Source organism: Paenibacillus sp. MER 99-2 (assembly GCF_023714095.1).
In the GTDB taxonomy this organism is placed as follows: Bacteria; Bacillota; Bacilli; order Paenibacillales; family Paenibacillaceae; genus Paenibacillus.
Map to the genome: position 1 here is coordinate 292,443 of NZ_JAMAUZ010000001.1, position 24,237 is coordinate 316,679.

Below are 24,237 nucleotides of genomic sequence, written 5' to 3' on the forward strand. Positions count from 1 at the left end.
CCCGGCCATGAATCAGCAAGATTCTAATCGGGGTTCTATACGTATGATGTATACCTATAATGGCAAGAAGATTACTTGAATTGTACAGATTTTTTGATCGTATCAATCTCTGCTTTGCTCTTGTCGTCAAGGTACGTAAAGATAAAGTTAAAAGCATAACCTTCGATAATAGCACTGTAGTAGTCTTGCGTAATCGTTGTGCCATTGCCAGCGTCCATCGTGATTTGCATCAGATCCATCTCTTTGCCACCGATCGTTTCAGTGGTGATGTCTTTGTAATCATACGGGAACTGACTCGCTTGCATGAACTCTTTTGTTGCTTCGAGATAGTCTTTACCTGTACGGATGCCTTGCAGCAAACTTACCTTCTCAGCGATTGCCATAGCGGAAGGACCAACTTGTTGTCCGCCAAGTGGCAATTCAGATGCCATTAGCAGGTTGAGTGTTTTTTCCTGGGACAATTCTAGTTGTTTTTTCTTCGTTGCATCATCACCAGCAATAGCTTCGGAAGAAGCGCTAGTCAATTGATTCATACCCGCAGCATCTTGGAACTCCCATGCTTCAGGGAATTTCAGGGATACACCAAAGTAATCGTTGTTATAGCTACCTTTTTCCGTTGTTCCAAGCTCGACATTTTGGGTGTTATCTTCTGAAGCTGCTTCCGTAGTGGTTTCTGTGCTTTCCGTGTTTTCTGAATCCTCTTTTGCGGTGTTATCTGTATCTGTGCCCGCAGTGGATGTTTCTGTTTTGGTCGTGTCATCTGTGCCTGCAGCAGTATCGGCTTTGTCGCCACAAGCAGCTGCAACGAGTACAATCATAATTAACATGGCAAATAGTGAAGCTTTTTTAGAAATAGACATAATACCCTCCTGATGTGTGTTCTCTTAACTTGAATAAAGAGGCTGTTCAAAAGTCCGCTTTTGAACACGCATTTCAAGTGTACATATGTACTCTATAATGTTAGCACACCTGTTCTCTTTTCCCACCTATAGGAATCTATAGGGGTACCTGTTATAAATAAGACAATCGACTAGCCATTGAAACAGCTTCAGTGCTCGATTGCACACCTAATTTGTTAAAAATTACTTTTTTGTGATGATTAACGGTGCATTCCTTAATTTTTAATTGGAGTGCAATCGCCTTAACGGTAAGTCCGTTCGAGATCATCTCGAGGATCGTTAACTGGCGATCGGTGAATTCCACCGAATTCTGTCCAGTAGCCTGAGAGGCTTGCAGACTCTGATAGCTATTTTGCATAAATGCAGGAATGAGCTTGGCTATAGCAATAAGTTCACTCTGCAGATCTGCGTTAATCGTAGACACATCTAAATAACCGGAATGCTTCAGACCCACAGACAGGGGTGTAGCATAACAGTGCCAGGTTTGGAAAAGTGGGTTTTCATGCAACTCTGGTGGTAGAAATATCGGTTTATGTTGATCCATCGTTTCGGATATAGCGTTGACACCACAGCTCTTGGCTGTGAAGATCATCCCCAGGCGAATAGGAGACTGCTGCACTTCAGAGGTTAGATCACAACTGTGATCCATAGCGATGAGAACGCCATCTGAATCTGTAAGGAGGAACATATACGTTCCTGATAAATTTTCTTTAATATTAGAGATGCTGTGCTGGAAGGCACGAATTAGAAAATGATTGATTTTTAGAACCCGGTCGAGCTGGGGTTTGGATAAATAGTTGATCTGCGCTGCCTTGGGTACAGGCATTTGGGTTGTAGGCCAATGCTTGCTTAAAGCGGTTGTTGTCGCACTCATATCGTTTCCTCCTTGCGATGCAACTTGTCGTCATTATATCTCTCGTTATTAGCCAATCGTATCAATGATGTTCCCGTCTGGGTCGGTAATTTCCGTACGTACAATGCGGAAGGTGATACCCGGAAGGGTGTTCAAATCGAACGTTTGCGCTTTTGGTTTAAGTTTCTCCATAAGTTCAGCGACCGCTGCTTCATTTACAGTTAAGGTAACTTCGTTTTCGTTCTCGTGAAAAGATGGCTCGTCTCCAGCCTTAAACGTGATGTTCACGTTAGGTCCGATTAAGGAGAGAGAATCTCCTTTTGCCGTGCGACTACGTAATATTCTGCCGATAAGTCGAGCCTGCTTGGCTCCAACTTGAAGTACAGCAGATTCAGTATTTCGAAGCGTTTCTTGATGATTAGACGTCCATTCAAGTTGTTGTATGAACAGGAAGGCAGTGCTGGAACCTTCTTGCTCGATACCTCTGGCTACAGCCTCTTCCACGACAGGAATATCCACATAGGAGTTACGCATGAGATCGGTAACATATTTCGGCATAAAGCTAGCGCATGCAGCTAAGAATCCACGTGTATTCCATGTCTGTATCGTTTCCAGCTCTCTACATGTCACGCCGACCATCTGAATGAATTGAACGTTACCGTTCGGTGTAGATATCTCTTCAAGATCAGGATCCTCGATAAAAGCTAGTGCAGTTAGCAGTGTGTCAGAGCCAAGACAGATTGGACCGTTAGCGTCCATATAATCTCCTGCATGAAAGATATTGCCGCTGTTGAAGACGTATCTTCCGATATTTTGCAACAGGTTCAGTGCCCATGCGGGAGGTTCTTCTTCCTCCACATTCCGCAGTAGTCGGAAGGTCAATTCAAATCCATAACCACTATGTTCAGGGTCAGCTGTTTCTTTATCGTAGAGTTCTGAGAAGCCATACGTGATGAAATGCCAATGCGGCGTTGGTATCTCCACACGATATGCGCTTATTCCATTGAGAGGATCAGAACCACCAAGCATATAAGGGATCGCAGTCCCGTAGTGTTTAGGCTGTTGATTACCATAGAGTGCGCGAGCCGCAGCATCAATAGCATCCCAGCCGGAAGTGTTTTCTTCTTGAGACATGATGAATCCTCCTTGACTATTCTTTCCCCCGAAAAACATTTAAAATTAAGTCTAACGGTTACAGGAGCGGTTTCAAAGCGGCTTTAGGATGAATTTGTGTGAGACCGGACTAGTCATATGGGGATTGATATTACATGAGTATGAAAGGGATCTATTCGGAAGAGTTTAATCAGGCTAGTTGGGATGCGTTCGTTCAATTGTTTGATGAGTTATATGCGCAGGTGGATCCGAAGTGGATAGAACGCGCACGATTACAGAAAATTCCGGAAGATGTGAGTCAAGTGCTTTTGTGTGAAATGGGGGAGTATACATTTAAATGGCTAGAGAAGAACACCCCTGCTCTGGGGGACCATAGTCCTGTAAGTTATTTGGAAACAGAAGAGGGAGCCAACGCGCTTAGAGCAGCAATATTGCGTATGCCACGGTAAGTTTACAGTGTTCAAAATATACTGATGTACAGTGAAGTTGATTTTGTGAAATGATTATGTTACGCTTACATCACAAGAGAACACAACAGAATACGTAAACGACATCTTTTGATGGATTGTAACTGCGTAGACAGGCAAAACCTAAACTGATGGTGAAATGAAGGCTCCTTTTTTCGGGATGCTATTTTACCTTGAGTTTAGGTTTTTCTTGTTTTTGCGTAAAAATATACGTGTATATTTTGTTGCGATTGAACAATAATGTCGTGGGTATGGTGTTGATTTTGCTCTCTGCTGGATATTCTATCTTTCTGACTTGTCAATAAAAATACAAATTGAAATGAGGTTGTTATTCATGACCACAGCTAAAAAAGGATTCCCTGAAAACTTCCTATGGGGCGGCGCTACAGCGGCGAACCAATTGGAGGGTGCATTTGATAAGGATGGCAAAGGTCTCTCCACTGCGGATATGATCGCACATGTTCCGAAAGAGAAGCGTACAGGCGGCCATGCAATGGAAATTTCATCTTCACGCATTGAAGAGATTCTGGCTGGCAAAATCGAAGAACGTTTCCCTAAACGTTTTGGTATTGATTTCTACCATCGTTTCAGAGAAGATATCGCATTGTTTGCAGAAATGGGCTTCAAAGTATTCCGTTTGTCCATCCACTGGGCACGTATTTTCCCGAACGGTTATGATCAAGAGCCAAATGAAGCAGGTTTGAAATTCTACGATGAAGTATTCGACGAATTGTTGAAACATGGCATTGAGCCGCTCGTAACGTTGTCTCACTATGAGACTCCGCTCGGTTTGACGCAAAAATATAACGGCTGGGCTGGCCGTGAAGTAATCCAACATTATGTTAGATACGCAGAGACCGTATTTAATCGCTATAAAAACAAAGTAAAATACTGGCTTACTTTCAATGAAATTAACGTAATGGTGTTCAGTCCTTACACTGGCGGCGGTATTCTCATTGATAAAGTTGATAACAAACTGCAAACCACATATCAAGCGTTGCATCACCAATTTGTTGCAAGTGCATTGGTAACGAAGCTTGCGCATGAGATTATCCCAGGTTCCCAAGTGGGCTGTATGCTTGCACGTATGGAGACATATCCAGCAACTTGTAATCCAGTAGATGTTCAACTGGCTCAGCATGAGAACCAGCTTAACCTGTTCTTCACAGACATGCATGCTCGTGGTCAATACCCGAACTACATGGCTCGTTACTTTGAAGAAAACAACATCGTGATCCAAAAAGAAGCTGGCGATGACGAAATCTTGTTGAACAACACCGTTGATTTCATCTCCTTCAGCTACTACATGTCTGTAACAAAATCAGCTTCCGCTGATTTGGAAGAAACAGCAGGTAACTTGACTGGTGGCGTGAAAAACCCTTATCTGGAAGCTTCCGACTGGGGCTGGGAGATCGATCCGATCGGTCTGCGCGTAACATTGAACAACTTCTGGGATCGTTACCAAAAACCATTGTTCATCGTTGAAAATGGTCTGGGTGCATACGATAAAGTGGAGGAAGATGGCTCCATTCACGATACGTATCGTGTAGATTACCTGAAGAAGCATATCGAGCAAATGAAAGAAGCTATCAAAGATGGCGTAGAGTTGATTGGTTTCACAGCTTGGGGTCCAATTGACCTTGTAAGTATGTCAACTTCTGAAATGTCCAAGCGTTATGGCTTCATCTACGTTGATCTGGATGATGCAGGTAACGGAACATTGGAACGTTCGAAGAAAGATTCCTTTGATTGGTACAAAAATGTAATTGCAACGAATGGTGAACAACTGTAATACGCTTTTCACCTGATTCCAACCGAATAATGTGAGTGAATTCGGGATTGTTACCGTAATATGAAGCGGGCAAAACCTAGGAAAATAGGCATTCTAAGAAGCTTTATGCTTTCTACTGCCCTTTTAATAGGTGCTTGCCCGCTTTTTATATACGTATCAGTATCCAGAAGTGATTCTATTGCGGGAGGTTATATCGTGAGTAGATGGAATAGAAATGCAAAAAACATGGGATTGTTGTTAGCGCTTACACTTTGTTTGACTACAGTGCTTCCTGCTGTTGCAGGTGCAGAAAGTACCGAAGTGACTCGTATTCAAGCCAATACATATGTTGGTGATCCGGGAGAAATGGTAGAATCCTTCGACATTACCGTCTCCAATCCAGAGAAGTATAAAGACCTTAAGGCATCTGACTTTGATATTACTGGGAATTATAATGGTTATCCGTTAAATCAGGCGGAAGAAATTGTGCAAGATAATTATTCAGATGATGGGATAAAGTTGACCATTCAGGATCATACCATCCATATGACGGTAGAACCCTTCAAATTTCCCGGGGGTATGAAGTCAACATTTGCTGTTACAAGTGCCACTTATCCTGAGTTGTCATTTGATGAGAAATCGGTGACCGAAGTGAAGACGCGCACAGTGGATGAGTTTGAAAAGGGGCAATATACCGGCAGTAATGGTGAAACGTTGTCCTATCGATTGAAAAGAAGTCCGTCTGAGGAACCTAAGCCACTTGTGGTCTGGCTTCACGGCGGTGGAGAAGTCGGAACGGATGGACGGAGTCATCTTACGGCCAACCGTGGTGCTGTCGTATGGACGGAATCTGGATATGATACATCTGTTCTAGCAGTTCAATACCCACAGAATTACAGCTTTAAGATCTATGATAATCCCGAACAACTGGCTCAAATGCAAGCTTATTTTGTGACTCAGTATGAACTGATTCAGCAGTTGGTCGCGGAGGGCGAAGTAGATGCGGATCGGATTTATCTAGCAGGTGTATCTAGTGGGGGCGGTGGAGCGTTCCGCTTCATGACTCAATACCCGGATCTCTTTGCTGGAGCGATTGTTGTGGCTGCCAAAGATACAGTTGCGGATTACACGGGAACTGTGGAAGCATTTAAGCAAGAATTAAAAGATATCGTTAATGTGCCGATGTGGATTATTCATGCTGATAATGATCCAACTACAGACAGCCGGACAAGCACTTTGGCTTACAAAGCCCTATCTGAACTTGGTGCAAAAAACGTAAAGTTAACACGATATGATGATGCATATATGGACAGTCAACGATTATACGGAGCAATGAAGCACTGGTCATGGGTGCCTGCCTTCAACGATCAAGCATTGCTTGAGGATCTATTCAAGCTGACGAAGCATGTGACTGGAGAACAGACCGAGAGTAACACAGGACAAGAGATTCAGCCGTTGGAGGCAGTGACACGAGCGCAAATCGCGGTTGTACTTGCTACAACACTAGACCTACCAGAAGCATCTAGTGACGATCTGTACACAGATGCTGCACCGGATTGGGCAGATTCGGCAATTGCCAAGGTCACGCAAGCGGGCTTGATGAACGGTATTCGCAGCCAGATCTTTGCACCAGACGCTGAATTGACGCGTGCTCAGATGGCAATGATCGTCAATCATATTCTGGAAAGTCGGGGTTGGAAGCCTGCTGCCAGTCAGCAAATGATGCCTTTTACCGATGTGAATCGTACACATTGGGCGTATGAAGCAATTCAGAACAGTGCAAATGCAGGCGTCATGTCGGGCGTTACACAACAAAAGTTTGGTGCAACAGAGGTTGTTACGGGCACTCAACTGCAGCTAATCCTTAATCGACTCAATCAGATAGAAACAAACTAGCGAGTTTTCAGACACGACCTAAACTAATACTAGAATGTGAGGATGAATACAATGACTACACCATTTCCAAAAGATTTTCTATGGGGCGGCGCTGTAGCGGCCAACCAGCTTGAAGGAGCATACAATACTGACGGCAAAGGACTGTCTGTACAGGATGTCATGCCACACGGGATTACAACACCAAGAACTGAGGGTCCAACTGAAGATAACCTGAAGTTGATCGGGATCGATTTTTATAACCGTTATAAAGAAGACGTGAAATTGTTTGCAGAGATGGGCTTCAAAGTATTCCGCACATCCATTGCATGGTCTCGTATCTTCCCAAAAGGAGACGAACTGGAGCCAAACGAAAAAGGACTTCAATTTTATGATGATCTGTTCGATGAGTGCCATAAGTACGGTATTGAACCGCTGGTAACGATTTCGCATTATGAGACGCCGCTGCACTTGTCCAAAACGTATGACGGATGGGTTAACCGTAAAATGGTTGACTTCTATGAGCGTTACGTAACTGTGCTGTTCAATCGCTTCAAAGGTAAAGTGAAATACTGGCTGACATTCAATGAGATCAACTCTATTCTTGAAGAACCATTCATGAGTGGTGGGATTTTCACACCAAAATCGGAATTGTCGAAGCAAGACTTGTACCAAGCCATCCATCATGAACTGGTGGCGAGTGCACTGGCGGTTAAGCTAGGACATGAGATTATGCCTGAAGCCAAAATTGGTTGTATGGTGCTGAGCATGCCGACTTACCCATTAACGCCTAACCCGGATGATGTTGTTGCAGCGATGCATGCAGAGCAGCGTAACGACCTGTTCGCAGACATTCATGCACGTGGATATTATCCAAAATACATTAATCGTTACTTCAAAGCGAACAATATCAACATTAAGTTTGAAGATGGCGATGCTGAGATTCTGAAGCATACCGTGGACTTCATCTCATTTAGTTACTATGTAAGTATCTGTGAGACGGGAGATCTGGAGAAACGCAAAGAAGGTAAAGGTAACCTGTTTGCAGGTGTAATGAACCCTTATCTCAAAGCAAGCGAGTGGGGCTGGCAGATTGATCCACAAGGTTTGCGCGTAACCTTGAACAAGTATTATGACCGTTACCAAAAACCGTTGTTTATCGTTGAAAATGGTCTAGGCGCCGTGGACGAGCTGATCACGGACGAGAATGGCAATAAAACGGTGAATGATGAATACCGCATTCAATACTTGAATGATCACTTGGTGCAAGTAGGCGAAGCAATCGAAGATGGAGTAGAAGTGATGGGTTACACATCTTGGGGCTGTATTGACCTTGTGAGTGCATCCACTGCTGAGATGAAGAAACGTTATGGGTTTATTTATGTAGACCGTAATAATGATGGTTCAGGTACATTAGAGCGCTACAAAAAGAAATCTTTCCACTGGTACAAAGAAGTTATTGGTTCGAATGGTGCAAGCCTTAAAGGCATGAACGAATAATCGTTCTGGTTCTAAAGACTCAGTCCATCTTCGCGGTACTCAAAGTCGAATTTTGTTGAATATAAGCTAGGAGTATCTTGCTTATGTCAGATTATACGACATTAACCGCTTTCACAAAAACATTGTCATATGCACAATTCTGTGGTAAGATGGGACCTAAGGCTAATGAATACGGATTGTTACTGTTCAATCAGGCAAAACCGGAGGCAGGACATGTTCTCGTGACCTGCTTTGGTTTTGCCTTTTACTACTTTTGACGGTGCAAGGTGATGTGGAGAAAATGAAAATTGAGAAGGTGCTTAATAACAACGTAGTTACTGTGATCGATCCGGGTGGAAACGAACTGGTCGTCATGGGGCGGGGAATTGCCTTCAAGAAGCATACCGGTGAAACGATAGACGAAAGTCTGATCGAGAAGATATTCTCATTGGAGAGCAAGGAAGTATCGCAGAAGCTCAAAACGCTCCTGTCGGACATCCCTGTTGAATATGTTGAATGTTCTGATGAAATTATTCGTTATGCAGAGACGGTGTTAGGTGAGAAACTGCATGAGAGTATTTATATCTCACTAACGGATCATATTCATTTTGCCATTGATCGGCATCGTCAAGGATTACAGATCCGCAATGCTCTATTTTGGGAGATCAAGCGCATGTACCGCAAGGAATATGCAATCGGTCTCAAGGCACTACAGATTATTGAAGAAACGTTGGGTGTACTTCTGCCCGAAGATGAATGCGCATTTATTGCTATGCATCTGGTCAATGCCCAGATGAACGGTGAGATGCGGGAAACCATCAGCATTACGAATATTGTCAAAGACATACTCAACATCGTAAGACGTAGCTTTGTAATCGAGCTTGATGAAGATTCTTTAAGTTATTATCGCTTTTTGACTCATTTGAAGTTCTTTGCGCAACGTGTGTTACAAGGGACGGCAATTGAAGATAAGGAAGAAGATAATCCGCTTCATGATCTCGTAAGCAAACAATATCCTGAGGCACATGCTTGTGCAATTCGGATTAGTGACTACACCCGCAAGATCTATAATCGGGTATTATCGAAGGAAGAAATACTGTATCTGACCATTCACATTGAACGAATTGTTAGAAACGAATAAACAATCGAATAAATTTGGGATTGTTACTGCAAAAAAGGCAAAACCTAAACGTTGAATCATGATAAGCTTACTGCTTTGTCATAATTCAGTGTTTAGGTTTTTTTTAAACCTTCATTACACATCAAAGGAGCAAATTCACAATGGATAAACAACAATTGTCCAAGGACATTTTGAAGTTGGTCGGTGGCGAAGAGAATATTGATCAAGTCACACACTGTATGACAAGACTCAGATTTAACTTGAATGACAACAAAATTGCGGACAAAGCGACACTGAAAAATACACCAGGTGTTATGGGTGTTATGGAGAACGGTGGACAGTTTCAGGTTATTATCGGTAACGATGTACCTGTCGTGTATAACGCACTGGTAGGTAACATGTCCAAAGGTGCTAACGCTGGATCTTCTAGTGCTTCGGCTTCTACAGGCGAGAAGAAAAAGAGAAATCCAATAAGCGCGTTGTTCGACTTCATCTCAGGTATGTTTACACCAATCCTGCCTGCGATTACCGGTGCAGGTATGATCAAAGGGATCGTGGCTATCCTTGTAGCACTCGGTTGGTTGTCTGATACAAGCTCAACGTATATCATCTTGTCTGCCATTGGTGATGGTGCCTTCTACTTCTTGCCAATCATTCTGGCAGTCAGTGCGGCACGTAAGCTGGGTAGTAATATGTATATTGCTGCGGCGCTTGCTGCGGGGATTATGCACCCGACCATTACAGCTTTGCTAGCTGATGGTCACAACTCATCGTTTATGGGGATTACAGTAATTGCAGCATCGTATTCTTCTACAGTAATTCCGATTGTTCTTGCAGTTTGGATCGCTTCATATGTAGAGAAAGCCGTTGACCGTGTTGTACATGCATCACTTAAGCTACTCGTTGTTCCAACAGTTACCCTGTTGATTATGGTTCCTCTGACGTTGATGACGGTTGGACCATTGGGTACGGTTCTTGGTAATGGTTTGTCTGGCGGTATCTCTTGGTTGTTCGACAATATGTCTATCTTCGCAAGTATTTTGATCGGTGGTACGATGTCACTATTGATCATTACAGGTATGCACTATGCTTTGTTGCCAATCGTCGTTGGTTCGATGACAACACTGGGTTACGATTTTATTATTCCATTGATGTTCGCAGCTAACTTGGCACAAGGTGGTGCAGCATTTGGTGTAGGTCTCAGATCCAAAAATGCACAAACCAAGTCACTTGCATATTCCACAGGTTTGACTGCTATTATGGGGATCACCGAGCCTGCAATGTACGGAATTAACATGAAATTCAAAAAACCGTTTATCGCAGCTCTAAGCGGTGGTGCTATCGCTGGTGCGTTTATGGGGATCTTCAATGTTAAATCTTATGTTATTACAGGACTTGCGGGTCTTCCGAGTATCGCAGCATTTATCAGTCCAGCAGTAAGCACATTGATCTATGCCCTAATTGGTGGTTTGATTGCTATCGTAGCGGCAGCAATCATCACGTACATCTTGGGCTTCAAAGAAGACAATGCTCCACAACCGGCTGCAACAACACCGGCTGCTGAACCTGCTACACCAGCAACAACAACTTCTGCTCCAGTTGTAACAGAAGAAGCAAAAGCTCAGGATGAGCAAATTTTCAGCCCAATGACTGGGGAAGTTAAACCACTTAGCGAAGTACCAGATCCAGCGTTCTCCGAAGAAATCATGGGTAAAGGTTTTGCTATTCAGCCGACAGAAGGACGTGCCGTATCTCCGATTAACGGAACGGTGTTCTCATTGTCGAAGAGTGGACATGCGATTGGTCTTGTAAGTGATACGGGTGCAGAAATGCTGATTCATATCGGGATCGATACGGTTAAGCTGAAAGGTCAATTCTTCTCTCCTAAAGTTCAAGCTGGAGCGAAGGTGTCCGTGGGTGACGTATTGATGGAGTTCGACCGGGAAGAGATCGAAAAAGCCGGTTACACGACAATTACACCTGTCATTATTACAAACATGCACCAGTATGAATCCGTTGAATCTGCTGGACGTACAACGATCAAAGAAAAAGAATTGATCTATACGGTTAAAGCATAAGCATTGGATTAATAAGAATAAAAGCAGCAGCCTTACGGAGAATATTCGTAAGGCTACTGCTTTTTTTGGTAGCTTATTTAATTGTAGCGTCTAATCAGCATATGCTGCTCACATATTACTTCCAGAACTTCACTGGTGTCGGATTGCCTCTCAGCGGTTGTCGCAGCCTATGGGAGATGAGATATATATTTTTTAGACCATCCAGCTCCCTTAATTAGCTAGCTATCCGCCTGCGACGTTCTTGGTGACTTCTCGGTAACGAAGGGAAGCATATCTTCAACCATTTGTACAAAGTGTTGAGCCGGCTTGGATAGATGACGGTGATGTAGCCATACAAGCGCTGATCCAACGGTTGAGGATTGGTCAATAATGCGATAGATATGTAAGGCATGTTCATGATGCAGTTGAAGGACGGTGCGGGGCACGATTGAACTTGTAAAACCTAGACGTACAAGCTCCATCAGCATCGCAACATCCGAGCATTCCCCCATAACGGATGGACTTACGTGATGTTCACGAAATCGATCGAGAATCAGCTCAAACATCCCGAGCCCTTCTGTGCTGGGTAACAAGAGTGGAATATGAGCGAGCTGCTTCAAATAAGTCTCACCGTGCATTCCGGTTTCAAGAGGTGTAGCTGAGATGTAGAAGAGAGGCTCCTGCGGTAGATGAAGCACTTCGTAATGCTCTGTCCGCACGGGCATCCGTACGCAGGCTAGCTCTATTTTGCCATCATCCAGCAGCTGACACAGTTGCGCAGATTCATTTTGCTGAATTTTATAAGTAACCTTTGGGTGTGTCATTCGAAATTGTTGAAGTACGCGGGGCAGCAGACTGTCCGAGATTGTATTCATGCCTAGGTTCAGTTTACCGCGGATGCCATCGCGAAAGTCTTGTATTTCCATGACGGCTTCTTCCATATATTTGGTTATCGTAATGGCATATTCATAGAAGCTTCGACCTGCCTGTGTCAGTTCCATTGTCCGTCCTTGGCGTTCAAATAACGCGACACCTAGTTCTTCCTCCATTAGCTTAAGTTGCTGACTTAAGGGAGGTTGCGCCATGTGTAGTCTTCGTGCTGCTGCGGTAATCTGTTTCTCCTCGGCAATGGCTATAAAATAACGACACTGTTTAATATCCAAAAGGACGCTCCTTACTAACAAAGTATATGTAGATCATATAGAAAGCCAATAAAACATGTATTTTTAATATACTACATCTTCATGTTACTATACATAAGGTTTAGGCATTTACCTAGTGAGGTAGGGCTATTGCAAGCCATGCAATATATTGTATCGAGAAGGGATCTTATCACGTATGACCAAACAACAAGAGCATCTACGAACTTCAAATGTAAAACAATTTTCATCTCTAATTCTTGCTGGCATCCAATGGTTTTTCTTTTTATTTACGAATACCGTTGTTGTGCCGTTATCCATTGGGCATAATTTTCAACTTACACCAGAAGCTATTGCTACAGCAATGCAGCACTCCTTTTTGCTGACAGGAGCTGTGTGTATCTTACAAGCGATATGTGGACACCGCTATGCGGTGATGGACGGACCATCAGGCCTGTGGTGGGGGCTGACACTTAGCTTAACGGTCTCCGCTTCATCTGCAGGAATGAGCCTTGAACGGGTTGGTGGTGGACTGACAGCAGGCTTTATACTGGCTGGATTAACGATGGCCATCTTAGGCTGGATGGGCGCTTCTCATGTGCTTCAGAGGCTGTTCACGCCAATGGTGAAGAGTACAATGTTATTTTTATTAACGATTCAATTGACCATGAATTTCTTCAAGGGCATGATTGGATATACAGAGTTTGGCACATTTAATCTGCCGGTTGCAGCATTATCTATACTCATTGCAGTTCTTGTTGCGTGGATTCAATTGAAGGGGAGAGGCAAGCTTGCTAATTATGCGATCCTGATCGGTATTATTGCGGGTTGGATTGCTTATCGCTTACTCATTCCTGGACATCAGAGCACAGGGACGCAGGCAGTGGGCGAGTTCTTCACCTTTTTTCCATGGGGTACGCCGAAGTGGGAGCCTGGAATCGTCATTACCGCTTTTATTGTTGGGCTGGTGAATATGACGAATTCCATTACAACCTTAGGGGCTGTGGAGAAAATGGTTGGGGTTCAAACGACGGCTCAGCAGTATAAACGTTCCTATGGATGGACTGGATTGTTTACGGTTATCGCGGCATGTGTGGGGGTGATTCCCTTTGGTGCATTTGCTTCTTCGATCGGGTTTCTGGAGAGCACCCGTATTTTACGTCGATCGGCTTTTATCATGGGAGCTGGGCTGTTATGTATGCTGGGACTGATGCCGATGTTGACATCGTTCTTTGCTCAAATGCCACCGAGTGTGGGCAGTGCTGTGCTATTTGTAGCTTATTTGCAAATGTTTGGTACGGCAATACGAACGCTTGAGGGTACGGTCTTTAATTCCAAAACGATTTATCGTATTGCTCTTCCCATTCTTACAGGTGTTGCTATTATGAACATACCAGCAGAAGCTTTTCAAGGTCTGCCGATCTATCTCATTCCTATGATTAGCAATGGTCTTGTCATCGGTGTGGTGATATCCCTTGTGTTGGAATCTACGGTGAGATGGTCTAACATGGATAACTCAGCCAGGACGAGTAAAGCGGCTTAAAGTTAGCAATAGAACTCTTTTTCAATAACAGTCCTATCTAGGGTATAGGGCTGTTTTTTGTGATTTGGATCTATTTGACGATAATTCTATTTTGTCCTGCAAGCATGCGCATTTCTCTGAATAGACGTTCCTGCTGGTCTTCCGCTACCTCAAACTCAACGCCATAGTGCCAGTGGTTTCCTTTTTCCGCACCCCAACGCAGTAATCCCTCCATATATAAAGGTTCTTCCGTGAGCGTTGTATCAAGCCCAATTCGGATCTCATTGGAATCTACGTTTAACCGGAGCGGGAAGGAGAGCTGACAGCCAGAACGACTGATATCGCATAGCTCGGCTTGAATGGGTTTGTCTGGCGCAGGTGACCCGTTAATGCTAATAATGTACACTTCCGATATTATAGGTTGCTTTAAAAAATAGCGAAAAGGTGTTTTTCTCTGGTTGATTGACATGTACTCCTCCATATATTTCAAAAAAGTCAGTTATCGTTATATCGTCAAAAGAACAGCAGAAATGAAGAGAAGTTAAGGAAGTCAGAGGGTGGTGGTCTCATTAAAATAAAAGAATACACTCTTAACCTAATGTGTCCCGGTAGAAGGAGCAAACTAAAGATCGTTCTCAAGTTCCTTTAACAGTTGAAGAGAGCTTGATATAATGCTGAACATAGTATAAGAGACTTGCTGTATTCAAAAGGGTTGGACGACTACATAGAACACAAAATTCAGATGTGTTATAGAGAAGAGGGGCTGGACATGAGACAGGCATCATTTAGCTTTATTACAGACACGTCAACGATGTGTATATATGATTTGGGTACGTTGAAACATCGTTTGCAGGACACGGTAGACTGGTGGTCGATTCCTGAAGATGAACTGGCCGAGGTTAACGCTGGGCATTGCCTTTTCATTAATCTGGGTGCAGATGGAGCATATGATGTGGATTGGAGCCTGAACGCTTCCTTGTCAGAAGGTGAACGAACGGGTGAAGGGCAGATATATTATCTTAACGTGCCTACAGGCAAGATCTTCATGGGTGCGGCAGAGGATGTCACAGCGGACGAACTTGAGCCTGATGAGGCGTGTGAAGGTGTGCTGCTGGAGCTCGAACCAGGTAGTTATGCATGCATCATATGGAGGGAGAGCAACCGTATCCATGTGACGATGGAACCCAGCGTGAAGGGAAGCAACCATTTGGAGGATTTGATACGCATCTGAATGAAAAGGAGGAACTTTGGATGTATGAACAACAGTTAGCACGTATACAGGACAAGCTGAATGCACTGCGAAATGCGGATGTAGAGCTAAGCTTGTTCGGAGCGGAGAGTCATGAGTATGTGCTTGAGCCGGTATGGACTACCGAACAGATTAAACAATTTGAACAGAAATGGAAGGTGCAACTGCCGGAAGATTATCAGGCTTTTTTGTTAACGGTTGGTTCAGGAGGCGTAGGTCCTTATTATGGGTTGGAGAAGCCCGAGGATGGGGTTTATGCGGTGCTGGGTTATGATGATGAGTTAAATGCGATATCCGATCCTTGCACATTAACGGAAGCTTGGAATTGGGATTATGACTGGTATGATGATAGCCGAACAGAAGAAGAGTGGAGCCAGCTTGAACATGAATACTATGATCCGAAGTGGTCTGCTGGGATGCTGCGCATCAGTGATTTTGGATGTGGAGTTTCCATGAATCTAGTCGTCAAGGGTTCTTCCTATGGAGAGATCTGGGCAGATGACCGTGCCAACAGTAGCGGAATATATCCGGATCATTATATGGGAAATAAGGAACGGCTTTGTTTCCTGGACTGGTATGAATTGTGGCTGGATCAGTCACTGCATGAATGGAAAGAACGAGAAATAAAAGCATCGAATGCTAACATTAAGGATAAAGCTTGAGAACAATGTAAGGTGAGCCAGGGAAGGGAGGCGTACATATGGGCTGGGAGTATGGAATCAAGGTAACACCTGCCGTGAAGATTTCCGAAGTTATAGAACGACTAAGCAATGTTATTATTGTGCCTGAAAACTATAGCATAGAACGCACTCCAACAGGGTTTGCCATTGTACAGGATCATGCGGCTTGGCCGGAAGTGATGCAGTTGTCGATTGAACAAGCTGCTGGACTTGAAGAAGTTGAGGATGGAATGCAATACATCTATTGTTTGTTCCATATCGGAGGCGAATTAGCTTCCAATTGGTTAAGGCAGATGCAGATCGAGACAGAAGGTTTAGACGGGATGAGTGAATGGTTTGAACTCTAAAGAAGATAGGTTATGCCAGTGCAGTCATATCATGAAAGAGGCTTCTCCCATGGGACGGGACTGATCCCATCTAAGGAGAGAGGCTTTTTTTGCTATAAAAAAACCGTTTGGGCGGTTCGCCCGTCATTACATATAGAAAGAGAGAAGAGGAGGGGGTACGAGGTTGGGAACCAATGCTGAGATGAAAAAGATGGTTTTCATTCAGACGAACGATGAAACGGCGTTTGTTCAATCCATCATGGAGCATCAGGATACATTGTTCTCCATTGCCTACAGTTATCTGCGGAACCGTCATGATGCGCTGGAAGCCATTCAGGAGATGACATGCCGGGCTTGGATGAAAAGAAGTTCTCTCAAAAACGACAAAGCGTTCAAATCCTGGATCATCCGCATTCTGATCTACATCTGCATTGATGAACAGAGACTACGTAAGCGCACAACAGTGATCTCTAATGAAGAACTGGATGATGCGTTTAACGGTGCTACCGTAGGCGGAATCCAGGCCGATCAGCTCGCGATCCGTACCGTTCTGGAATCCATTAAACCGAAGTATCGCCATGTGTTGCTGCTAAAATATTATAACGATATGACGTTAGCTGAAATTGCAACAATTCTTGGGAAACCCGAAGGTACGGTTAAGACATGGCAGCACAAAGGGCTGGAACAGCTTCGTAAATTGATGAAAAACCGGGGGGATTGGCATGAACACTAGTCCAGAGGAAAAGGTATTAATCGCGGATGCTGCCCGGTTACAGCGGGATGTGCGGCAGATGAATAAGTCCGAGACCACACATGCGATCCAGCGTGGACTCGCGAGGGCGCGTAGGGCGAGGAGACATGATCGAAGCCTAGCGATGAAGTGGATTTCGGTGCTTCTTGTGGTGGTCATCGGTGGAGCTTGGCTGGTGTCAGAACTCTATGATCAAACATCGAAGCAACTAACAGCAGGAGAGCAAGCAACGTATTGGGAGAAGCTTGAGCCTTTTCGTACCTTATTTCAAAGGGATACTGATCGGAGCACGATGTTGTCTGCTATTAATCATGGCTATGTGCAGATGGTTGACCGGACTGTCGTATCAGACTCCTATGAGCTCACGGTGAATGCAGTTACGGCAGACAGGACCAGATTAATTGTGTTATACACAGGTAAGACGGATGCCACGCAAGATATTTACTCCGTGAACCAAGTGAAGGTTGTAAATGCGGAGACGAATCAATCTCTTGGATCAATGCAAGGCCTCAATGTACCGACAAACGAAAATACGATATATGGTCGGACGTACGTTATGTTGGATCCGAATGAACCGATGCCTGAGAAGATAACGATGACCTATCAGATTTCGTCCAATACTCCCAATGTTGAACAAGGTTCAGCTACAGTCAAAAACGAGACAGCTCGATTTTCGGAGCAGATGAATATCTCATTTACATTGGATTCAAGATTTGTTAAAGCTAAGACAGATGTAATAAAGCCCAACTATTCATTTACATTGGAAGGTCATTCGTTTTTGTTATCTGAAGTAGAGATGTCACCACTCTCAACAAAAGTCCTAATCCAAATGGAGAATGTTGAGAACATGGATGATGAAGAGAAACAATCCATGATGGATCTGATTAGAGGAGTCAATATAGTATCTATAACAAAGGGTGGTGAAGTCACATTACTAGGTTCCTTATCTAATTATTTCTCAGGAGATGCTTTAGTATCACTAGGATCCGATCGTGTCTCGGAAGATGGAATAATCTATATTCTAGGTAGTAATTTGTTGGATGACCCACAATCACTAACATTCAGGCTTCATTCTCAGCCGGGCAAAGTGTACGATTCAATGAATGAAGTGGAGAAGGATATGTTAGAGATCAAAATTAAATAGATGCGAAAATTCAATAGCGAGTACAACCAGGGCGAAGCCCCTTTTTCTTCGGAGGAAAGGGCTTCGTCTTCTTATATATGCAGACTCAGTGCGTTGTTGCGAAATAAATAAAAATTATATTTTTTGCATATTTTGTATTGTCACACGGCGGGTTACATTATATAATCGGCTTGTAAGAAAAATTTTACAAAGGATGGTGGAATTTTGAAGAAATTTTCGGCTCTTTTACTTGCAGTCACTTTGTTGTTGTTAACCGTCTCGGCAGCTCCTCCTACTACATATGGTGCGGCTAATTTCCCGAATACGGGAACAACTGGTTTGACGGGTTTTGCCGGTAATGCCAAGAGTGTGTCGGGTGTTTCCAAGTCTGCTATAACAGGTGGTAAGAATGGTCAGGTCATCTACATTAACAATCTGAACGATCTGAGAACACATGCTGCGGATACTACGCCTAAAATTTTGGTCATTGAGAAAAATATCTCTTCATCCACCCTGCAAAAAGTTAACTTTGGTGCTAACAAGACCATTGTTGGTTCCTATGACAATCATAAGCTCACCAACATCAACTTTAGATCTACAGCTAGCTCAAGCAATGTGATTTTCCAGAACCTGACCTTTGAACACTCTGCCAATATTAATGCAAATGATGATATTCAACTGTACATTACTTCAGGTAACAACTATTGGATTGATCACGTGACATTTGCTGGACATAGCTATAGCTCCAACGGCAACGATCTGGATAAACTGCTCTACATTGGTGACCGGGCAGATTTTATCACCATCAGCAATTCTAAATTCTCCAATCATAAGTATGGCGTCATTCTAGGTCACCCTAATGATGGAAACAGCAGTTACAATGGGGTTCCTCACATTACAATGTCCAACAATTACTTTGAAAATGTGTATGTACGTGGTCCGGGGCTATTCAGATATGGCTACTTCCATTTGAAAAACAACTATGCGAACAATTTCAATCAATCCATTACAATTGGTGAAAAAGCTCGTATTTATTCCGAAAATAATTATTTCGGTGCAGGTGCTGAAAAAGGCGGCATCCTCGATGATAAAGGCAAGGGTGAGTTCACGGATACAGGTAGCACACCTGCATTGAGCGCAAAAACTTCTCCTAAAACCAACTGGAGACCTAGCACGAACTACAGTTACGAAGTTCAATCTGCTAGCTATGCCAGAGAGTTTGTAACGAAATATGCAGGTTCATCGAATACAACTCTTGTATTCGGTAAATAAGTTGCTTATTTGAAAGAAAGACCCCATCTATGATGTGGGTCTTTCTGTTGTTTCAGCAGTGCTTTTGAGAGATCAGAATTCAAATGTATGCCCTAAGTTAAACGCAAATAGTAATTTCAAATTGCATATTTACATTCAGTGTACAAAAGCCGATATAACCTAGTGTAGCGCTGCTCTCACAGATGTGAGGTATGATTGAACCAAGAAGAGCCTGAGATGTTGCGTATATTGAATGAAGCAAATCATGATTAGGCCGATGTACATACAAGTGCGCCCTACAAATGTAGTTTATTTTATCTAAAGGATGGGGTAAGCATGAATCGTTTTGATGAAATTATATGGAATAGGAATAAGATCATTGGCATCATGTTTTGGATTGTTGTTGTGGTTGGCTCTGCCGTGAGTTTCTTTGAACCCAAGCTGATTATGTCCAATATTGTGGCTGCCTTATTTGCAATCTGGCTGACCTATGCCAATGTTAAGAAAAAGCACACTCACCTTATTCCGTGGCTGGTTACCGTTATTGTTATTGCATGTGGAATATATGCAGGATGGGGGAGCAATGAGGCGCTCTTTACGATTCTGATCTCTTCTTTACTGCTGATTTATCCAGACAAGAGATTATTCTTGATTGGTTTCTTGGTTATGTTTGCTAATGATCTTCTACAATTGTTGATTGTCCCAACGGCAACGCCAGAGCTTTTCTATGACAATGTAACCAATGTGGTTCTTGTAGGTATGATTGGCGGAATTTTGTTTATGGTCTCTCATATGTCTCAGAGGCTCTTCCGTGAAAGTGAGAAAAGATGGGCTGAGGTGGAGCAATCTCGTGTTAGAGTGGAAACGATGCTGGAACGAGTTAAGGTATCGGTTACAGGATTAACGAGTTTCACCGATCAGTTGAAGCGCAAAGTTGACCAAACAGGTTCAATCATGAATGAGGTAACGATAGGGTTCAGTGAAGTGGCACGAGGGGTGGAGTTCCAAGCTTCGAGTGTTGCAGAAATATCGGATTCCTTGTCCCAGTCGGATCAGCATATTAGAGACGTAGCAGCTAATTCGTCTAAAATGAAAGAACTATCGTCGCATATGACTCAAAGCACGCAAACGGGAAGTACGCAAATGGAACAGTTAAACGTGCAGATGCAAGAGATGTCTGAACTGATTAAGACCACTGCGGGTGACATGGAGCGATTCAATCAAGAGAGTGAGTCCATGACCATACTGCTGAGCAGTATCACGGATATTGCCAGTCAGACGAATCTACTTGCCCTTAATGCTGCGATTGAGGCAGCCCGTGCTGGAGAGCAAGGTCGTGGTTTTGCCGTCGTTTCGGAAGAGGTTCGCAAGCTGGCCGAGCATTCTGGACAATCGGCACAAAAGATTGCTACGGTGTTAGCTAGATTGAAAGGACAGACACAGGCGCTAACCGATCGTTTTGTTAACATTCGAGAGTCACTTTCAGAAGGCAAAGAAGCTGTGGAAACGGCTGAAGATGTGTTCCGTACAATTAACGGCAATTCTCAGCATGTCTTGAGTCAAGCGATGGATATTGAAGGTAGCTCAGCGACGATGAAGGATGCTTCAACGAAAGTAGTCAATGAAGTCGCTGAAATCTCTAGTGTGACGGAGCAGTCCAGTGCAGCGGCAGAAGAGATTCTTGCAAGTATGGAGGAGCAGCGCAATCTTACGCAGAACATTGTGAGTAGCTTTGATGAGTTAGAATTGTTAATCAGAAGTTTGAATGAATTGGTAGCAGATCATGAGAATTCATCGCATGCTACTGTTCCAAGTGAGCAAACAGCATAAGTTTGAAGAAGTAGGATTCGAAGAAAATGGAGCTTGTCCTTACGTGATAACGTAATTGGATAGGCTCTTTTCGTTTGATTTATAGCTTTCTCTGGCCTTAGGCAAGACCTCATTTCTTATGAAAGGATAAATATCGACAATTTTATAAATAGGCAAAGGAAAGTATGGTGATTGTGTGGAATAATTATACAAATTCATCTTATTTGGAGGTTGTAAAATGGTTTTTCCGACACATATTGTATCTGCAGGGGGAATTGTAGAAGATGGAGCTGGAAATATCCTTTTAGTAAAAGCGCATGACGATGGTTGGGTGTATCCTGGCGGGATAACTGAAGTTGGGGAAAACCTGATTGATGGCGTCATTCGCGAGATCAAAGAGGAAAGTGGAATAGATGCCACGGTTAGCCATTTAATTAGTATTGTTTCAAATACAGCAATCCATAAATGGTATGACGGTGAGACTGATGTTCCTACTAAGGTCATGTTTGATTTTGTGTGTAAAGCTGTGGGTGGAGAGTTAGCTACTTCTGATGAAACGAGCGAGTGCAGGTGGGTTCCCAAGGAAAATGTTCTGGACTTCATTACGTTACCTGGAATTCGTAAGCGTTATGAAGCATATTTGAACTTTAATGGTTCTGTGAATTATATGGAGTACGTGACTGCATCAACCACAGAATGTAATGTCAAGCTTCAAAGGAATGTGTAGTTCTAAGATGGATGGTGGTTTGAACTAAAAGGAAATGTGATTGTAACATTGGAGCAGGGTGAGCTCATTCAACGAAAAGGAGTTAATTTTACGATGAAGGATTTACATAACTTTGTTTCAGATTACACGAAAGATAAGAAGCATTTACACCTTGCTATTGGGATGATAAGAGGGGATGATATTGAATACTTTTCGTTTAGTAATGACACGGAAAAAAGTATGATCCCTGCTGAAAATAGGTTATTTGAAATCGGTTCCATTACCAAGGTTTTCACGTCCATGCTGTTATTATCGATGGAGCAGGAAAAGTTGCTATCCACAGATGATATGGTTGGTAAGTTCCTGCCAAGCGTTAAGAATGATTATTTGAATAAAATCACCTTGAAGAACCTTGCTACTCATACCTCGGGATTACCTATTTTGGCAACCAACCATAATATGGCTAAGAAAAGATCGGATCCTTATTCAATGTATACTGAGGAAGATTTAACCTCTTTTTTAGCTACAGCTAATTTCACGGATGGCATTGGTTCATTTGCATATTCCAATCTTGCTGTGGGTTTGCTGGGCAATATTTTATGTAAGGTGTCAGGGAGTACATATGATGAGCTGTTAAAAAGATATATAACTGAACCACTACAAATGAAAGAAACAGCCGTTCTGCTTAATTCAGAACAGGATAGCAGATTTTTGAATGGACATGCTTCGACTGGCAGAAGAGTCCCACATTGGAATCTTTCGATACATGAAGGAGCTGGTGGGATCAAGTCTTCTATCCGTGATATGAGTTTATTGGTTCAAGCCAATCTAAATGATGATCATCCGATCGCCTCTATCCTAGCCAAAAGTCATCTTCCTAACGCCATTGGAAATGCGAATCTTTATTTTGGCTGGGCTGGGGATAACATTCAAGATAAAGAGATTCTCTGGCATAACGGAGGTTCAGCGGGTTTCAACAGCTATCTAGCTTTCAATAAGGAACTCCGTGTAGGAGTTGTATTGTTGTCGAATTATTCTTTTTTCTCTAACGCGCTTATCGATCATTATGTGTCTCAATTAAAGAAATGGATTACGAGAAAAGAGCCAGCTCAAGCAATGATGATAGACTCTGTAGGTATAGAAATACTTGAAGCGATGTTAAGTAGCGAATGAAGTAGGAAGAACCATTAAAATAATAATACATATACGGAGGTAACAACGTTTGAGTACTCATTACTATTTCAGTTGGTTTAATAACTTTTTTCCAGAGAAGCTGGTTAAATCGTTGCATGAGGATATTACAGACAGACAATCGCTTGTTATGATCAGCGCCGATCCTTCTAATTATGAAGATGAGCAGGTTAACTTGGATGATATTACGGAATGGGCATGGTTGAATCAGGCCAACCTTAAGTTTGATGAATATCATTTCATTGATTACCGTATGCAGAAGGAAGATGCTCAGCGAGTTATTCAGAACGCTTCTGTCATTTTTTTGTGCGGTGGATATCCTGCTTTGCAGCACGATTTTTTGGAAGATTATGAATTAACGGATGTTATTAAGAAAAGTAATGCCGTCATTCTGGGTGCCAGTGCTGGTGCGTTAAACATGGCTGCCAAATGGTTGAACTTGGGGAACACTGCCGACGAAATTGAAACAAGTACGATTTATGATGGGATTGGCTTTGGTCATTTTGCCTATGAATCTCACTCGCAACGAAACTACGCCACGTTTGTTCAAGGCTATCTGTTCCCCTTGTCTGAGGAAATGGATGTTTATGCGGCAGAACAGGAGAGCGCGATGCGTGTGAAGGACGGCGTAATAGAAACAATGGGTCCTATATATTTAATTGCCCACTCGAAAATTCAGAAATTGGCTGAGACGCTCTAATTAGATGGAGTGGGGTGGCTGTGACCTGACAGCAAGCTTTCATATCTCCGGATGTATATTCGTGCAGAAATATAAATTAGAAAGACCGCCTTCAATGGCGGTCTTTCTATTGACCTAGTAGAGATGTACAACTCACTTCATTTCTCGAATACCTTTATA

Annotated in this window: 23 protein-coding genes; 18 read left to right on the forward strand and 5 right to left on the reverse strand. The window is 43.1% G+C overall.

The features are described from left to right. Positions 1 to 71 precede the first annotated feature (71 nt). The 3 genes from M3636_RS01315 to M3636_RS01325 all read right to left on the reverse strand — a co-directional run bounded on the left by M3636_RS01315 (position 72) and on the right by M3636_RS01325 (position 2,886). Entirely contained in the window at positions 72 to 860 is a 789-nt protein-coding gene (locus tag M3636_RS01315; protein WP_251381046.1) for a hypothetical protein, read from the reverse strand. A gap of 151 nt (positions 861 to 1,011) precedes the next feature. Then, complete coding sequence (locus M3636_RS01320; protein ID WP_251381047.1) at positions 1,012 to 1,773, reverse strand: LuxR C-terminal-related transcriptional regulator; 762 nt, start codon at positions 1,771 to 1,773, stop codon at positions 1,012 to 1,014. A 48-nt stretch (positions 1,774 to 1,821) separates the two neighbouring features. Further along, entirely contained in the window at positions 1,822 to 2,886 is a 1,065-nt protein-coding gene (locus M3636_RS01325; RefSeq protein ID WP_251381048.1) for a suppressor of fused domain protein, read from the reverse strand. A gap of 134 nt (positions 2,887 to 3,020) precedes the next feature. Here M3636_RS01325 and M3636_RS01330 point away from each other — a divergent pair, with 134 nt between their 5' ends. The 7 genes from M3636_RS01330 to M3636_RS01360 all read left to right on the forward strand — a co-directional run bounded on the left by M3636_RS01330 (position 3,021) and on the right by M3636_RS01360 (position 11,652). Further along, positions 3,021 to 3,314 (forward strand): antitoxin Xre/MbcA/ParS toxin-binding domain-containing protein, encoded by a 294-nt coding sequence (locus M3636_RS01330; protein WP_251381049.1) that lies wholly within the window; start codon positions 3,021 to 3,023, stop codon positions 3,312 to 3,314. 352 nt (positions 3,315 to 3,666) lie between these two features. Then, entirely contained in the window at positions 3,667 to 5,124 is a 1,458-nt protein-coding gene (locus M3636_RS01335) for a glycoside hydrolase family 1 protein (protein WP_128103091.1), read from the forward strand. A gap of 195 nt (positions 5,125 to 5,319) precedes the next feature. Beyond that, positions 5,320 to 6,999 (forward strand): S-layer homology domain-containing protein, encoded by a 1,680-nt coding sequence (locus M3636_RS01340; protein WP_251381050.1) that lies wholly within the window; start codon positions 5,320 to 5,322, stop codon positions 6,997 to 6,999. A 51-nt stretch (positions 7,000 to 7,050) separates the two neighbouring features. Next, positions 7,051 to 8,475, forward strand: coding sequence for a glycoside hydrolase family 1 protein (locus M3636_RS01345; protein WP_483311497.1), 1,425 nt, complete (start codon positions 7,051 to 7,053; stop codon positions 8,473 to 8,475). Between the two features lie 83 nt (positions 8,476 to 8,558). Further along, complete coding sequence (locus M3636_RS01350) at positions 8,559 to 8,732, forward strand: hypothetical protein (protein ID WP_186323424.1); 174 nt, start codon at positions 8,559 to 8,561, stop codon at positions 8,730 to 8,732. Positions 8,733 to 8,755: 23 nt separating this feature from the next. Continuing rightward, positions 8,756 to 9,595 (forward strand): BglG family transcription antiterminator LicT, encoded by an 840-nt coding sequence (gene licT, locus M3636_RS01355; RefSeq protein WP_251381052.1) that lies wholly within the window; start codon positions 8,756 to 8,758, stop codon positions 9,593 to 9,595. A 140-nt stretch (positions 9,596 to 9,735) separates the two neighbouring features. Continuing rightward, on the forward strand, positions 9,736 to 11,652 hold the full coding sequence (locus M3636_RS01360) for a beta-glucoside-specific PTS transporter subunit IIABC (RefSeq protein ID WP_251381053.1): 1,917 nt from the start codon (positions 9,736 to 9,738) through the stop codon (positions 11,650 to 11,652). A gap of 218 nt (positions 11,653 to 11,870) precedes the next feature. On the opposite strand, the gene M3636_RS01365 is transcribed toward M3636_RS01360, so the two are convergent. Continuing rightward, on the reverse strand, positions 11,871 to 12,794 hold the full coding sequence (locus tag M3636_RS01365) for a LysR family transcriptional regulator (protein ID WP_251381054.1): 924 nt from the start codon (positions 12,792 to 12,794) through the stop codon (positions 11,871 to 11,873). Between the two features lie 175 nt (positions 12,795 to 12,969). On the opposite strand from M3636_RS01365, the gene M3636_RS01370 reads away from it, so the two are divergent. Continuing rightward, complete coding sequence (locus M3636_RS01370; RefSeq protein WP_251381055.1) at positions 12,970 to 14,313, forward strand: uracil/xanthine transporter; 1,344 nt, start codon at positions 12,970 to 12,972, stop codon at positions 14,311 to 14,313. 70 nt (positions 14,314 to 14,383) lie between these two features. Here the strand turns inward: M3636_RS01370 and M3636_RS01375 are convergent, their stop codons facing one another. Further along, entirely contained in the window at positions 14,384 to 14,761 is a 378-nt protein-coding gene (locus tag M3636_RS01375; RefSeq protein ID WP_251381056.1) for a PilZ domain-containing protein, read from the reverse strand. A 300-nt stretch (positions 14,762 to 15,061) separates the two neighbouring features. Between M3636_RS01375 and M3636_RS01380 the strand changes: the two genes are divergently transcribed. From M3636_RS01380 to M3636_RS01425, 10 genes are all read left to right on the forward strand, one after another. Beyond that, complete coding sequence (locus tag M3636_RS01380; protein WP_251381057.1) at positions 15,062 to 15,523, forward strand: DUF6386 family protein; 462 nt, start codon at positions 15,062 to 15,064, stop codon at positions 15,521 to 15,523. A 20-nt stretch (positions 15,524 to 15,543) separates the two neighbouring features. Then, positions 15,544 to 16,203 carry an SMI1/KNR4 family protein gene (locus tag M3636_RS01385; protein ID WP_251381058.1) on the forward strand — a complete coding sequence of 220 codons (660 nt, stop codon included), beginning with the start codon at positions 15,544 to 15,546 and terminating at the stop codon, positions 16,201 to 16,203. Positions 16,204 to 16,241: 38 nt separating this feature from the next. Beyond that, positions 16,242 to 16,568: a hypothetical protein gene (locus M3636_RS01390; RefSeq protein ID WP_251381060.1), complete on the forward strand. Its 327-nt coding sequence runs from the start codon at positions 16,242 to 16,244 to the stop codon at positions 16,566 to 16,568. Between the two features lie 163 nt (positions 16,569 to 16,731). Further along, positions 16,732 to 17,280 carry an RNA polymerase sigma factor gene (locus M3636_RS01395; RefSeq protein WP_251381061.1) on the forward strand — a complete coding sequence of 183 codons (549 nt, stop codon included), beginning with the start codon at positions 16,732 to 16,734 and terminating at the stop codon, positions 17,278 to 17,280. Further along, the gene (locus M3636_RS01400) at positions 17,270 to 18,442 is read left to right on the forward strand and encodes a DUF4179 domain-containing protein (RefSeq protein ID WP_251381062.1); all 1,173 of its coding nucleotides are present in this window, start codon (positions 17,270 to 17,272) and stop codon (positions 18,440 to 18,442) included. Before M3636_RS01395 ends, M3636_RS01400 begins: the two co-directional genes overlap by 11 nt. Before the next feature lie 204 nt (positions 18,443 to 18,646). Continuing rightward, entirely contained in the window at positions 18,647 to 19,693 is a 1,047-nt protein-coding gene (locus M3636_RS01405) for a pectate lyase family protein (RefSeq protein ID WP_251381063.1), read from the forward strand. Positions 19,694 to 20,008: 315 nt separating this feature from the next. Beyond that, positions 20,009 to 21,502 carry a methyl-accepting chemotaxis protein gene (locus M3636_RS01410; RefSeq protein ID WP_251381064.1) on the forward strand — a complete coding sequence of 498 codons (1,494 nt, stop codon included), beginning with the start codon at positions 20,009 to 20,011 and terminating at the stop codon, positions 21,500 to 21,502. A 217-nt stretch (positions 21,503 to 21,719) separates the two neighbouring features. Then, positions 21,720 to 22,208 carry an NUDIX hydrolase gene (locus tag M3636_RS01415; protein WP_251381065.1) on the forward strand — a complete coding sequence of 163 codons (489 nt, stop codon included), beginning with the start codon at positions 21,720 to 21,722 and terminating at the stop codon, positions 22,206 to 22,208. A gap of 93 nt (positions 22,209 to 22,301) precedes the next feature. Further along, complete coding sequence (locus M3636_RS01420) at positions 22,302 to 23,360, forward strand: serine hydrolase domain-containing protein (RefSeq protein WP_251381066.1); 1,059 nt, start codon at positions 22,302 to 22,304, stop codon at positions 23,358 to 23,360. Positions 23,361 to 23,409: 49 nt separating this feature from the next. After that, entirely contained in the window at positions 23,410 to 24,078 is a 669-nt protein-coding gene (locus M3636_RS01425; RefSeq protein WP_251381067.1) for a type 1 glutamine amidotransferase family protein, read from the forward strand. The last annotated feature ends 159 nt before the right edge of the window (positions 24,079 to 24,237 follow it).

Bases quoted from the DNA above. Each gene is read 5' to 3' on its own strand.
- M3636_RS01315 (WP_251381046.1), bottom strand. From the start codon at position 860: ATGTCTATTTCTAAAAAAGCTTCACTATTTGCCATGTTAATTATGATT.
- M3636_RS01320 (WP_251381047.1), bottom strand. From the start codon at position 1,773: ATGAGTGCGACAACAACCGCTTTAAGCAAGCATTGGCCTACAACCCAA.
- M3636_RS01325 (WP_251381048.1), bottom strand. From the start codon at position 2,886: ATGTCTCAAGAAGAAAACACTTCCGGCTGGGATGCTATTGATGCTGCG.
- M3636_RS01330 (WP_251381049.1), top strand. From the start codon at position 3,021: ATGAGTATGAAAGGGATCTATTCGGAAGAGTTTAATCAGGCTAGTTGG.
- M3636_RS01335 (WP_128103091.1), top strand. From the start codon at position 3,667: ATGACCACAGCTAAAAAAGGATTCCCTGAAAACTTCCTATGGGGCGGC.
- M3636_RS01345 (WP_483311497.1), top strand. From the start codon at position 7,051: ATGACTACACCATTTCCAAAAGATTTTCTATGGGGCGGCGCTGTAGCG.
- M3636_RS01350 (WP_186323424.1), top strand. From the start codon at position 8,559: ATGTCAGATTATACGACATTAACCGCTTTCACAAAAACATTGTCATAT.
- licT (WP_251381052.1), top strand. From the start codon at position 8,756: ATGAAAATTGAGAAGGTGCTTAATAACAACGTAGTTACTGTGATCGAT.
- M3636_RS01360 (WP_251381053.1), top strand. From the start codon at position 9,736: ATGGATAAACAACAATTGTCCAAGGACATTTTGAAGTTGGTCGGTGGC.
- M3636_RS01370 (WP_251381055.1), top strand. From the start codon at position 12,970: ATGACCAAACAACAAGAGCATCTACGAACTTCAAATGTAAAACAATTT.
- M3636_RS01375 (WP_251381056.1), bottom strand. From the start codon at position 14,761: ATGTCAATCAACCAGAGAAAAACACCTTTTCGCTATTTTTTAAAGCAA.
- M3636_RS01380 (WP_251381057.1), top strand. From the start codon at position 15,062: ATGAGACAGGCATCATTTAGCTTTATTACAGACACGTCAACGATGTGT.
- M3636_RS01385 (WP_251381058.1), top strand. From the start codon at position 15,544: ATGTATGAACAACAGTTAGCACGTATACAGGACAAGCTGAATGCACTG.
- M3636_RS01390 (WP_251381060.1), top strand. From the start codon at position 16,242: ATGGGCTGGGAGTATGGAATCAAGGTAACACCTGCCGTGAAGATTTCC.
- M3636_RS01400 (WP_251381062.1), top strand. From the start codon at position 17,270: ATGAACACTAGTCCAGAGGAAAAGGTATTAATCGCGGATGCTGCCCGG.
- M3636_RS01410 (WP_251381064.1), top strand. From the start codon at position 20,009: ATGAATCGTTTTGATGAAATTATATGGAATAGGAATAAGATCATTGGC.
- M3636_RS01415 (WP_251381065.1), top strand. From the start codon at position 21,720: ATGGTTTTTCCGACACATATTGTATCTGCAGGGGGAATTGTAGAAGAT.
- M3636_RS01420 (WP_251381066.1), top strand. From the start codon at position 22,302: ATGAAGGATTTACATAACTTTGTTTCAGATTACACGAAAGATAAGAAG.